General features: G+C 60.4%; 11 protein-coding genes. 8 read left to right on the forward strand and 3 right to left on the reverse strand.

Going from position 1 to position 12,162, the window contains the following annotated elements; translation table 11 throughout:
• Positions 1-275: 275 nt before the first annotated feature.
• Together rdfA and RJT37_RS04325 are read right to left on the reverse strand one after the other, a co-directional pair.
• On the reverse strand, positions 276-455 hold the full coding sequence (gene rdfA, locus RJT37_RS20610; RefSeq protein WP_390209137.1) for a rod-determining factor RdfA: 180 nt from the start codon (positions 453-455) through the stop codon (positions 276-278).
• Positions 456-823: 368 nt separating this feature from the next.
• Complete coding sequence (locus tag RJT37_RS04325) at positions 824-1,576, reverse strand: IclR family transcriptional regulator (RefSeq protein WP_313688097.1); 753 nt, start codon at positions 1,574-1,576, stop codon at positions 824-826.
• A 434-nt stretch (positions 1,577-2,010) separates the two neighbouring features.
• Here RJT37_RS04325 and gcvT point away from each other — a divergent pair, with 434 nt between their 5' ends.
• The 8 genes from gcvT (at position 2,011) to RJT37_RS04365 (ending at position 11,728) form a co-directional block, all read left to right on the forward strand.
• A complete protein-coding gene (gcvT, locus tag RJT37_RS04330) occupies positions 2,011-3,099 on the forward strand; it encodes a glycine cleavage system aminomethyltransferase GcvT (RefSeq protein ID WP_313688099.1) in 1,089 nt (362 codons plus the stop codon).
• A gap of 17 nt (positions 3,100-3,116) precedes the next feature.
• Positions 3,117-3,491: a glycine cleavage system protein GcvH gene (gene gcvH / locus RJT37_RS04335; protein WP_311173422.1), complete on the forward strand. Its 375-nt coding sequence runs from the start codon at positions 3,117-3,119 to the stop codon at positions 3,489-3,491.
• A 4-nt stretch (positions 3,492-3,495) separates the two neighbouring features.
• The gene (gene gcvPA / locus RJT37_RS04340) at positions 3,496-4,863 is read left to right on the forward strand and encodes an aminomethyl-transferring glycine dehydrogenase subunit GcvPA (protein WP_390209136.1); all 1,368 of its coding nucleotides are present in this window, start codon (positions 3,496-3,498) and stop codon (positions 4,861-4,863) included.
• Positions 4,860-6,302, forward strand: a complete 1,443-nt coding sequence (gene gcvPB / locus RJT37_RS04345) for an aminomethyl-transferring glycine dehydrogenase subunit GcvPB (protein ID WP_313688104.1) — start codon at positions 4,860-4,862, stop codon at positions 6,300-6,302. The genes gcvPA and gcvPB overlap by 4 nt, the downstream gene beginning before the upstream one ends.
• A complete protein-coding gene (gene lpdA / locus RJT37_RS04350) occupies positions 6,295-7,701 on the forward strand; it encodes a dihydrolipoyl dehydrogenase (RefSeq protein ID WP_313688106.1) in 1,407 nt (468 codons plus the stop codon). Before gcvPB ends, lpdA begins: the two co-directional genes overlap by 8 nt.
• Positions 7,702-8,110: 409 nt before the next feature.
• Positions 8,111-9,286 (forward strand): MFS transporter, encoded by a 1,176-nt coding sequence (locus RJT37_RS04355; protein ID WP_313688108.1) that lies wholly within the window; start codon positions 8,111-8,113, stop codon positions 9,284-9,286.
• A 220-nt stretch (positions 9,287-9,506) separates the two neighbouring features.
• A complete protein-coding gene (locus tag RJT37_RS04360; RefSeq protein ID WP_313688110.1) occupies positions 9,507-10,517 on the forward strand; it encodes an LLM class flavin-dependent oxidoreductase in 1,011 nt (336 codons plus the stop codon).
• 41 nt (positions 10,518-10,558) lie between these two features.
• A complete protein-coding gene (locus RJT37_RS04365) occupies positions 10,559-11,728 on the forward strand; it encodes a M20 family metallopeptidase (RefSeq protein WP_313688112.1) in 1,170 nt (389 codons plus the stop codon).
• Here the strand turns inward: RJT37_RS04365 and RJT37_RS04370 are convergent, their stop codons facing one another.
• Entirely contained in the window at positions 11,729-12,148 is a 420-nt protein-coding gene (locus RJT37_RS04370; RefSeq protein WP_313688114.1) for a universal stress protein, read from the reverse strand.
• Between the last annotated feature and the right edge of the window lie 14 nt (positions 12,149-12,162).

Genomic DNA, 12,162 nt, shown 5'->3' on the forward strand with positions numbered 1-12,162 from the left:
ACGGAGTTGACTAATACGACTTTCGATCACAGGGATGAGTCGGTTCTGAAGTCGTTGCATCGTGTCGCGGGCGCTCACAACTCGATCTCCAGGCGAACGCTGTTTCAATATATCTCGGCATTCAGTCAATATATCTAGACTAACTAGTGAGAGAGAATTTTTCGTCGAATACTTTCAGAATCGATGTTTTATCACCCCTATTTCCGCGTCAAGAAGCATCTCTGAAATAAGTTCGTCAGTAGCCAGCAAACGGTAAATATTATCAACTTTTCATATTAATCAATAGTTACTAAAATTTCTGATATGTTACTTGAAGTATATTTATTGCACCAATCAGCCAATGATCGAAGACTCTGCGACTCGTAACCACGGCCTAACCAGCGGTCCTCAAATTCATTTCCCGGACTGTTAATAGTATACTCCTCAATTGCTGTATGGCGATTCAACGAAGCCACTCGTTCACGGGCGAGTTCGACAGTGTGCGTTCCTTTTTTTCGAACAAGAGGAACCGAACGGCCACTGTCAACGATATCCCGGGAGTGAACGAACGCGTGCAGGGCAGTTCGTATTGTGCGTGCCGTTCCATATATTACAAATGTACAAATGTAATATAATCTCGTTTCTCACCTGTCCGCTATCCCATAGCAGTGGCACTCGGAGCGACTGGTAGTAGTCATTACAGACGTGTGCTTACAACACCTTCTCCCACCTTGACTGCTCAACGCCTAGTCGCCGTGGGTTTTGGACCAGCTGTTCCGATTTTTCGAACGGTAGGGGTCCCGAGAATCGAGACAGCTCCACGACTGTCGACGCCGATCGTTCGCTATCCGTACTGTTCGGCGATTTCTGTCTCGATTTGGGAGACGACGTCACGGAGCTGGGGAACGATTTCGTCCTCAGAGAGCCGGTAGGGAGGGCCCGACACGTCGAGCGAGCCGAGGACACTCCCGTCTGGGTTCTTGACGACCATCCCGATCGCCATCAGTCCTTCGAGAGCCTCCTGGCGATTGATGGCGTAGCCGCGTTCTCGCGTCCGCTCGAGTTCTTCGAACAGTTCGGCTTTAGAATCGGTCGTCCGTTCGGTCTGTTTCGGGAGTCCCCAGCGGTCGATGATTGCTTCGACGCGCTCACGTGGAAATTCCGCGAGCATTGCCTTTCCGCTCGCTGAACTGTGCATATAAAAATATCGACCGACTTGAAACCCCTCTGTCGTGGGGTCGTTGTTCTCGTCGAAGATGATTATCGACCGCCCCCGTTCTGGAATAGCGAACGCTACCTCCTCGTTGAACCGGTTACTCAACTTGTAGGCCCGTTTCCGCACGACGTCGTAGGCAGGCTTACGGTCTCGGGCTCGTTCGCCGAGGTGAAAGAGTTTGGCTCCCAGGTGGTATTCGTTGCCCTCCCGAACGAGATATCCGTGATTACGGAGTGTAGTCAGATGAGCGTGGACAGTACTGTCGGCAAGTTCCAGTTCGTCGGCGATCTGGCCTTGCCTGGCCCCATTCTGGTGGCTTATGGCGTCGAGTATTTCCAGGGAGGTCGTGGTAGTCTGAAGTGCGCTGCTTGTATCGTCCATATTTGCTCCTCAGGACTCTACAAGTATAAAAATTAGCCAGAGCCGAAACTAAGACTGCCGAGCGTTCGACTCCCGGCGAAGGACCGGTGAATTATATAATATATGCTGATAAAAACGGAATATAAATGTTTTTTCTCCAGTTATATCTACTCTTTCCGGAATTCCTGAATGTATTCCCGAACCACATTTCGTCAGAACCGAAGCGTGAGCCGGTTGGTCAATTGTCCGCTGTACTCCGATTTTCCAACTGTGGACCCCAAATTCGGAGGCATCGCTCTTGTCGGACGCGTATAGACCGAATTCGTCGGAGCGTACGGATATTATAATTTATATTACTGTTTCGTAAGTGGCTAAAGTGGCTTTAGAAGGTCTCGGAGCCACAATTAGTGAAATTATTAGAAAGATATAAACACTATCGAGTTGTACGAACGGACGTGTCATTACGCAGGCCACCACTATATGAGCAGCACGACGAATCGGGAGCTGACTTCACCGATTTCGGCGGCTGGGAGATGCCGGTGTCGTTCGGATCGATACAGGACGAACACGCTGCCGTCCGTCAGTCTGTCGGTCTCTTCGACGTCAGCCATATGGGATTACTTTCCATCACCGGGGCCGACGCCGCGACGCTGTTACAACGGCTCCTCCCGAGTGACGTTCGGGAACTGGAATCCGGACGGGCAGCATACTCGTGTTTCCTGCGAAGGGACGGCGTGATACTTGACGACGTTGTCGTCTACGACCACCCGACGGCCGACGAATATCTCGTCGTTCCGAACGCCGGTCACGACGAAGAAATTTGGGCACGCCTGCACGAGCACGCTTCGCGCTGGGACGTCGATGTGACCATCGACAACCGGACGGAGGAAACCGGTATTCTGGCAGTCCAGGGCCCCGAATCGGCCGAACAAGTCGACCGAGTCACGACCGACTCGGTCGCTGACCTCGACCCGTTCGAGGTACGCGAGGCGACGATCGACGGCGACGAATGTCTAATCGCCAGGACCGGGTACACCGGTGAGGACGGATTCGAGATCGTGTTCCCCGCCGCCGAATCCGACCGTATGCAGGCCGCTTTCGATGGGGTCCAGCCGTGTGGGCTCGGTGCCAGGGACACCCTTCGTATCGAGGCCGGACTGTTGCTTTCCGGTCAGGATTTCGACCCCGTGGAGGAACCACACGACCCTTACGAGGCCGGCATCGGATTCGTCGTCGACGAGGACGCCGGTGATTTCGTCGGCCGTGAGGCACTGAACCACAGCGTCGACGAACGACTGGTCGGTCTCAGACTCGAGGAACGAGGTATCGCCCGGCATGGATATGAGATCCTCCACGACGGGGAACGCGTCGGACGTGTAACAAGCGGATCTATGAGTCCGACGCTGGGAGTGCCCATTGCCCTCGGCTATATCGATGCCATTCTGGCCGACGAGGGAACCGAACTCAACGTCTCGATTCGTGGGCGGACGGTGTCCGCGACGGTCGTCGGTACTCGGTTTCTGGAATCGTGTCGCACGAACTAACTCAGAGATTATAAACAATGAGCTTCGAAATACCTGAGAATCTACGCTACACCGAATCGCACGAATGGGTCGCCGAGACGGACGATTCTGTCCGTTTCGGTATCACGGACTTCGCACAGGACGAACTCGGGGACATCGTGTTTCTCGAACTTCCCGACGAAGGGGACTCGTTAGAGGCTGGGACCGCCTGCGTCACCATCGAGAGTATCAAGGCAATCAGCGACGTGTATTCACCCGTCGATGGTGTCGTCGTCGAGACTAATGACCGACTGCTCGACGAACCCGAGGTTATCAACGAGGACCCGTACGGTGACGGCTGGCTGGTCGAACTGCAAGCCGAAGTAGGCGACGAACTGCTGGACCCACAGGAATACAGCGAGCAGATAGAATGAAACCATGAGTAAGCCCGAATTCACCCCAGAGACTGAATCGTACGAGCAGAGAAAAGGAAGCCCCTTCGCACCACACACGAACGACGAGATAGCGACGATGCTCGAGTTCATTGGTGCCGAGTCGGTCGACGAGCTGTTCGATATTCCGGAACAGGTGGCGTTCGAGGGCAATTTCGACATATCGGCGAAGTCCGAACAGACTGTCGTATCGGAGGTCTCGGATATGCTGGACCGGAATCAGGAAGCTGTCGAGTTCCTCGGTCGGGGACACTACAGTCACTACATCCCTTCAGTCGTCGATTACCTCTCGCTCCGGTCGGAATTTCTCACGTCCTACACGCAGTATCAGCCCGAGACGTCCCAGGGATTCCTCCAGGCGCTGTTCGAGTTCCAGTCGATTCTCGTCGAACTGACTGGACTCGAAATCGCGAACTGTTCGATGTACGACGCCGCGACGGCGCTGGGCGAGGCCGCAACGCTGTCCGCGCGGGTCCGTGCGACGAGCGGATCACGGATTCTGGTGCCGGAAACCCTTCGTAAGGACGACCGGAGCGTCTTGGAGAACTACGCCGATGGGGCCGGCCTGTCGGTCGACTCGTACCCTACCTCAGACGGGAACGTCGACCTCGATTCACTCCGTGAGACTATCGAAGACGACGTCGTGATGGTGTATGCGGCGTCGCCAACAAGCCGCGGCACTATCGAAGAACACCTCTCGACGATAGCGGAGACTACTCACGACCACGACGCGACGTTCTGTCTCGGCTCGGACATCGTGGCGCTCGCACTCCTGGAGGAACCAGCGACGGTTGGTGCGGACGTCGTCGTCGGCGACGCAAGCGGACTCGGGTTGCCCACCAGTTACGGAATGGGGCTGGGGCTGTTCGCCGTCAAGGAAGAGTACCTGCGACAAGTCCCGGGTCGACTCGTCGGGGCGAGTGAGGACGCCAGCGGCCGTCGGGCCTACACGCTCACGCTACAGACGCGCGAGCAGCACATCCGGAAGGAGCGGGCGACGAGCAACATCTGCACCAACCAGGCCTGGGTCGCGCTCCGGACCGCGATTCACGTCGCTACCCTCGGGGCGACTGGCCTGGCGGAACTCGCCAACGAGTGTGCCAGGTACCCTCGCGAGGTGGCGGCCAGACTGGATGACATCGAGGGTGTGCAAGCGCCGGTCCACGACCGGCATCACTTCAGAGAGTTCGTGATGCAGACCGATATGCCGGCCGACGAAGTTGCATCCGCACTGGCTGACCGCGGTTACCTTGTCCACGCCGTCGACGACCACGAGTTACAAGTTTGCGTGACAGATGTCAACCGCGACGACGTCGACGGTCTCGTCGAGACTCTCGAGGGGGTGGTGGTATGAACTACAGACAGGCCCGCTGGGAACGTGAGATCGACGGCGAGACGGTCAACGAGCCGTTGCTCGCCGAGAAGCGTACCGAGACCGTCCACCACGACGATTCGGCCCTGCCCGAGGAAGTGACTCGTGACGAACTGACGCTGCCGGAACTCTCGGAACCGGAGATCGCGAGTCACTACACCCGGCTTTCCCAGATGAACTACTCGATCGAACACGGACCGTATCCGCTGGGGAGCTGTACTATGAAGTACAACCCGAAGTTCGTCGAGGACCTCGCTGGACTCGATGCCGGTGCCATCCACCCGGCACGGCCCGATGAGTTCGCCCAAGGGACGCTCGAACTACTCCACGAACTGCAGGAGTTGCTCGCGGAGATCGGCGGGATGGACGCGGTGACGCTCCAACCGCCCGCTGGGGCGGCTGGTGAATTCACCGGTCTCCTGACAGCACAGGCCTACCACCGGGCAAACGGCGAGGCCGAGCGACGTCAGGAGGTGATCGTTCCCGCCAGCGCCCACGGCACGAACTTCGCCAGCGCCTCGCTCGCTGGGTACGACGTGGTGGAGTTTTCCAGCGACGACGAGGGGCGCGTGAACGTCGACGCCCTAGAGGCTGCAGTCGGTGACGAGACCGCCGCGCTGATGCTTACGAATCCCAACACGCTGGGACTGTTCGAGCGGAACATCGAGGAAATCGCCGATATCGTCCACGACGCTGGCGGGTTGCTGTACTACGACGGCGCGAACCTCAACGCCCTCCTGGGTCGGGCACGCCCTGGCGATATGGGCTTCGACATTATGCACTACAACGTCCACAAGACGTTCGCTTCACCTCACGGTGGCGGCGGGCCGGGTGCTGGTCCCATCGGTGTCGTCGACCACCTGGCGGAGTTCCTCCCCGAACCGCACGTTAGGGAGGACAAGGACGGTAACTACGAGCTGTACTCCCCGGCGCAATCGGTCGGCAAGGTACACGGGTACCAGGGCAATTGGCTCGTCCTGCTGAAAACCTACGCCTACATCTCTCGGCTCGGTGACGAGGGGCTGAAAGATACCAGCTCGATGGCGGTCCTGAACGCCAACTACCTCGCCAACCGGATCGATCTGGACATTCCGTACGAACCGTTCCACCACGAGTTCGTCGCTAGTGCGGGCGAGCAGGATGCCGCGGAGTTCGCCAAAGGGATGCTCGACTACGGCGTCCACCCGCCGACGACGAAGTGGCCCGAAATCGTCGACGAGGCGCTTATGACGGAACCCACCGAGGCGGTGAGCAAGGAGATGCTCGACGTGCTGGCCGAAGCCTTCGCCGACACGAGCGACCTCTCCGAGACGGAACTCGCCGATGCGCCGACGACAACGGCCACCGAACGTATCGACCAGACTTCCGCGGCACGGAACCCTCGCCTCTCGTGGCAGGCGGTTGAGAGGACCGATGACTGAACGCGATACTGAGGTGCTGGTCGTCGGTGGCGGTCCAGGCGGATACACTGCCGCGATTCGGGTCGGCCAGCTCGGATGCGACGTCACCCTCGTCGAGCGGAACGCGTACGGCGGAACGTGCCTGAACGCCGGGTGTATCCCATCGAAAGCGCTCATCACCGTCGCGAACCGCGTCCACGAAGTGCGCAATGGCGACCGTATGGGTATCGAGGCGGACGTCGACCTCGACTTCGGAACGATGATGGACTGGAAAGACGATGTCGTCTCCTCGATGAGCCGAAGCGTCGAGAAACTCTGTCGGGCGAACCGCGTGTCGCTGCTCGAGGGGCGCGCGGAGTTCGTCGACGACCACACCGCAAGAATCGTCGACGAAAACGGCTCCGAGGTCGAACGCACAACGTTCGACCACGCCATCATCGCGACCGGGAGTCGTCCGATCGAACTCCCTGAGTTCGAATTCGACCGACCGGCAGTACTGGACGCGGGGCAGGCACTGGAACTGCAGACCCTCCCGGATCAGCTCGTCGTCGTCGGCGCCGGATACATTGGGATGGAACTGTCGACGATGTTCGCCAAACTCGGCGTCGAGGTGACCGTCCTCGAGGCGCTGGACACGATGTTGCAGGGCTTCCCGGCAAACCTCGTCGCACCGGTGGACGGCCGTGTCACCGAGTTGGGCATCGACGTTCACTGTGGTGAACGAGCAACAGCGTGTGAGACGACGGACAAGGGGATTACCGTTCGGACCGAGTCCGACGATGGGACGGTGACAGAGTATCCTGCCGACGCTGTACTGGTTGCCGTCGGACGGCAACCGGTCGCCGACACGGTCGCGCCTGAGCAAGTCGGCCTGGAGTTGGATGACAGGGGTTTCATCCGGACCGACGAACACTGCCGAACCGCTCGCGACCACATCTTCGCCGTCGGCGACGTCGCCGGCGAACCGATGCTCGCTCACGCCGGAAGCGCCGAGGCTGAGGTAGCCGCCGAACGCATCGCTGGAAGGGCCGCGTCGATGAACAACCGAGCGATTCCTGCCGTAGCGTTCACCGACCCCGAAATCGCCACCGTTGGTCTGAGCGCCGAGGAGGCGAGGGACACAGCTATCGACGTCAGCGTCGGTGAGTTTCCGATGCGAGCGAGCGGACGGGCCCTGACGACCGGCCACACCGACGGGTTCGTGCGCCTGGTCGCTGACGAGGATGGGACGGTACTGGGCGGACAGGCAGTCGGTCCCGAGGCCTCGGAACTGGTCGCCGAGATCGGCCTGGCAGTAGAGCGCGGATTGACCGTGACTGACCTCACCGAAACCGTTCACGCGCATCCGACCCTCGCGGAAGCGATCAGGGAGGCCGCTGCGAACGTTGAAGACCGGGCGATACACACCCTGAACCGATAATTTTCGTCTTCGATCGATGTTCGTCCGGCCACAGTGAGAAAAGTTATTTTCGTGTTTCAAATACCAAGCAAGTGGCAGGTCTAATCAGTCGGTCTATGGAACGACCCTCTCAGAGGCACAGTAGTTGTCCGCTGGTCCGGTTCAGTCGTCTCTCCCCTGCACCTGATACGTCCTTTCAGCACGGGTCGGCGTGGCTCGTCGTCGTGACCGCACTGGAACCTGCCGTACCTCCTCTTCCGGCCCCGAGTCACCCGACAGTTATTTTCCGATCCGGTTCGGTTCCTTTCTTGTGGCATCCATCGTCGCCACGTCGTCCTCTCAGTTCGTTGGCCGTCGATCGTATCGAGCCGCTAACGCCGTTCTCCGCCGGGGCGGAGTCCGGGTCGCGACCACGCTTAACAGCATCAATATGACACGTAAAACACCGTTACGGGAGAACGCGCTCGTTCTCGCTGGCATTCTACTCGTTGCATTGAACCTTCGTCCCGCGATAACCTCGGTCTCACCGGTTCTGGAGGTGATTCGAGCGGATCTTGGCCTGAGTTACACCGCTGCTAGTCTATTGACGACGGTGCCGACGGTTTGTATGGGAGTGTTCGCGTTCCTCGCTCGTCCCATCTCTCGATACACGAGTTCCGAGCGTACCGTATTTTGGGGCCTGGTTCTCGTCGCGTTAGCGACGTTTGCTCGGATCGGAAGCCACCGTCATACCGTCCTGTTCGCGACGACACTGCTTCTCGGTGTCGGTCTCGCCATCATACAGACGCTGCTGCCGACGCTGGTAAACTCGTATTTTCCGGACAGGGCTGCGATAGTCACCGGTCTCTACAGTGCCGGTTTGATAGCTGGCGCAGCAATCGCAGCGGGCCTGACGGCGCCACTGTCGAGTCTCCTGGGTAGCTGGCCAGCGGCACTCGCCGCGTGGGGGTCGTTGGCCCTGGTCGCGCTCGCCGTCTGGCGTCCAGTCACAGGTGGCGCACCGACGCGGACCGAAACCGGAGATGCCTCGGAACGCTCCGTCTGGCGTGACCCTCTGAGCTGGTACCTGACGCTGTACTTCGGTGGAAACGCGGTCGTATACTTTTCGGTGCTGGCCTGGCTCCCACCGCGATACGTCGCGCTCGGTTGGAGTGCCCAGAGCGCGGGACTGGTCCTGACGGTCTTCACGGCTGCTGAGTTCTTCGGGACGCTCGGGTTCGCGCGATTGGCGGCGGACCGTCCCGACCGACGGGTCCCACTCGGTCTGACAGTGGTCGCCAGCGCGGTGGGCCTGGGCGGAGTGGCAGCACTCCCCCTCGCGGCCCCGTGGCTGTGGTCGATTGTCGGCGGACTGGGTGTCGGAGGTATGTTCGGTCTCTGTCTCACGTTACCGGTCGACTACACGTCCGCCGGCGACGTCACGGCGAAGGTCACCTCGCTGGTCCTCGGCGTCGGCTATCTCGTCGGCGCTGGGGGGCCGGTCGCTATCGGCTGGCTCGTCGACCTGCTCGGCGGATTCACGCTGGCGTTTTGGGCACTTACGGGCGTCTGTATCCTGCTGCTGGTAGCGACGAGCGGGCTTCATCCCGGCCGTGAAATCGTATAAACCGACACGTCGGCCGCGAGATCGCCAGGTTCGAACCGCAGGCTAGGACGGTTCATCGGTTCCGGAACGAGGTGTGACGACGACGTTCCCTGACCGATTGACCTCCACCTGTCGTCCCTGCGAGAGGTGTCACGGCGCGGCGCCAGCGTGCCACACCCGAACTATTATTTCCGTTCCACCGTATGATTGTGATACCCGTTTCACGCGGGAAACTTTCACAATGCCAACGTTTACTGCAAGCCTGGCGAATCACCACGACCCGTCGTACGTGGTAGACGCCGCAAAGAAGATAGACAGCGAACTGGCGTACGAGAACTTTCTCATCGGTGACGAGCGACTGAACCGGAATACGCACTCCCTGCTCGCACTCGCCGCCGCGAACACGGACGACATCGGCCTGGGAACCGGGGTGACAAATCCCTACACCCGACATCCTGCAGTAACTGCCGCGGCGATGGCGACCCTCGACAAGGTCTCCGACGGCAGGGCACGACTGGGGCTGGGCGGCGGCTCACCCATTGTGCTCGACCCGCTCGGGTACGATCAGGACGACCCCGTCGGAACCGTCCGGGATGCGGTCAAGATGATTCGAGCGTTGCTCGATGGAGACGAGCCGACCATCGAGCGGCCACAGTTCGAGATTCACGGGGCCGGTCTCGATTTCACCCCCGACCACGACGTCCCGATATACGTTGCTGGCCGTGGTCCCCACCTTCTCGGACTGGGCGGTTTCCGCGGTGACGGCGTTATCGCCGGCGCAGGCCTGGCGTCCGTCGAGGGGATGGAGTACGCTCTGGAAAAGATAGGCAACGGGGCCGAGAAGGCGGACCGCGACGTTGCCGACATAGACGTGCTCTGCTGGGCCTTTCTCTCTATCGGCGAGGACAGAGATACCGCGCTCGACGGTGTCAACCCACTCGTCAGTCGCATCGTCAACAAGACCCCGATGCCTGCCTTGACGGCCATCGGCATCGACGAGGAGGACGCAAAGCAGGTCAAGGCTCTGGAGGACGTCAAGGAGATGGAGGCCGCCGAACTCCGCGAGCATGTCCCACGCGAGGTTACCGAGCAGTTCGCCATCGCCGGAACGCCCGCAGAGTGTCGGGCACACGTCGACCGCCTGCACGAGTTGGGCATCGACCACATCGGGTTGCTGAGCTTCGATAACGAGGAACACGACGAACTGGCGAACCTCGAAGCGTTCTCCGAGCACGTCATCGACGAAACGTAACTTCCCCTACGTTTATTCTCGTGCCGGTCCTGACAAGCCATATGTCGACCCGATTCGACAGGTCGCAGTATCTCGAACTGCTTTCTGACCTGGTCCGATTCGAGTCCGTGAATCCACCCGGAAACGAGGCGGCGTGTGCCGAATACGTAGCCGATTGGCTGACCGACCACGGCGTCGATGCGGAACTGGTCGCCGAACCGTTTCCGGACCGCCCGCAGGTCGCTGCTCGCGTGGGTAACGACGACCCGACCGTGGTACTGAATGGACACCTCGACGTCGTTCCGGCCGGCGATACGTCGGCGTGGACCCACGACCCCTTCGAGGCGACCGTCGACGATGGTGCAGTTTACGGGCGGGGAACAGCCGATATGAAGGCCGGCATCGCCCTCGGTATGCTCGTAACAGTCGAGTTGGCCGAACGCATCGAGCGCGGAGACGTCGACGGAAGTGTGGTCTTTCACGCCGCGGTTGGCGAGGAAACGGCCGCTCCCGGAACCAGGGCACTGCTGGACGCGGGGTACGGCGGCGACTACGGCGTCGTCCTCGAGGGGACGGGACTCCAGACGGCCACGCGCTCGAAGGGACTGGCCTGGTACGAGATAACGGTCGATGGAGAGCCTGCCCACGCCAGCGACCCCGACGCCGGCCAGAACGCGTTATTGGCGTCGCGACCAGTTCTGGACGCTATCGTCGATTACGACCAGCAGGTCAGAAAACGGCGTGACGACCTCGTTGGACGGGCCTATGCCACCGCGACGATGGCCGACGCCGGAACCAAGGAGAACGTCGTGCCAGGGCGGGCGACCTATACGGTCGACCGTCGCTTCCTGCCCGACGAGACCGTCGCCGACGTCGACGACGAGATAGACGATCTGCTCGCCGACGTCGCGACGGCCCACGACCTGGACATCGAGTGGGAACGGGTCCGGACCTACGAATCGGCGGCCAGCCCCGCTGACAGTCCCCTTGCGTCAGCGCTACGTGAGGCGTCGGCGGCCGCCGCAGACGTTCCGACGGAATCCTGGGGCTACACCGCGGCCTGTGACGTGCGCTTTCTCGTCAACGAGGGCGGGATGGACGCCGTCGTCTGGGGTCCCGGTGCACTGGCACAAGCACACAGCCAGGACGAATACGTCCCCGTCGCGGAACTTGACGCGGCACTGGCGGCCCTGCCGCGTGCCCTCCAGGACCTCTTCGACCGCGCAGGATAACTAGTCCTCGCCCGGATTGATGACCACGACTGGAGCGTCGGTATTGAGCAGGACCTTCTGGGTAACACTTCCGAACAGCGCCTTGCCAACCGGGGAACGCTTTCCCCTGCTCATAACGATTTCGGACGGGTTGACGTCCTCGGCCACGTCGAGGACGAGTTCGCCCGGGTCGCCCGCACCGTCGATGACGTCGTAGTCGATGCCTGCCTCCTCGAACCGTTCGACCGCGGCCTGGACCGATCCGACGTGGTCGACCGTCTGCGTACCGACGCTCTCTTCGGGTACTGATTCGAGGTCACCCGACCACGCGTGGATGATACAGACTTCGACCGACTCGGTCCCGGGACGCTCGGCGATGTAGTCTGCCTGGTAGTGGGCGCGGTCCTCATTCTCGTCGACTGCGAGTAGGATACGGTACATACGCAAACCAATCA

Source organism: Halobellus marinus, assembly GCF_032113415.1.
Classification (GTDB): domain Archaea; phylum Halobacteriota; class Halobacteria; order Halobacteriales; family Haloferacaceae; genus Haloquadratum; species Haloquadratum marinus.

What these genes read in the sequence shown, in the direction of transcription:
- RJT37_RS04325 (WP_313688097.1), bottom strand. Translation starts at nt 1,576, where the DNA reads ATGGACGATACAAGCAGCGCACTTCAGACTACCACGACCTCCCTGGAA.
- gcvH (WP_311173422.1), top strand. Translation starts at nt 3,117, where the DNA reads ATGAGCTTCGAAATACCTGAGAATCTACGCTACACCGAATCGCACGAA.
- gcvPA (WP_390209136.1), top strand. Translation starts at nt 3,496, where the DNA reads ATGAGTAAGCCCGAATTCACCCCAGAGACTGAATCGTACGAGCAGAGA.
- gcvPB (WP_313688104.1), top strand. Translation starts at nt 4,860, where the DNA reads ATGAACTACAGACAGGCCCGCTGGGAACGTGAGATCGACGGCGAGACG.
- lpdA (WP_313688106.1), top strand. Translation starts at nt 6,295, where the DNA reads ATGACTGAACGCGATACTGAGGTGCTGGTCGTCGGTGGCGGTCCAGGC.
- RJT37_RS04355 (WP_313688108.1), top strand. Translation starts at nt 8,111, where the DNA reads ATGACACGTAAAACACCGTTACGGGAGAACGCGCTCGTTCTCGCTGGC.
- RJT37_RS04360 (WP_313688110.1), top strand. Translation starts at nt 9,507, where the DNA reads ATGCCAACGTTTACTGCAAGCCTGGCGAATCACCACGACCCGTCGTAC.
- RJT37_RS04365 (WP_313688112.1), top strand. Translation starts at nt 10,559, where the DNA reads ATGTCGACCCGATTCGACAGGTCGCAGTATCTCGAACTGCTTTCTGAC.
- RJT37_RS04370 (WP_313688114.1), bottom strand. Translation starts at nt 12,148, where the DNA reads ATGTACCGTATCCTACTCGCAGTCGACGAGAATGAGGACCGCGCCCAC.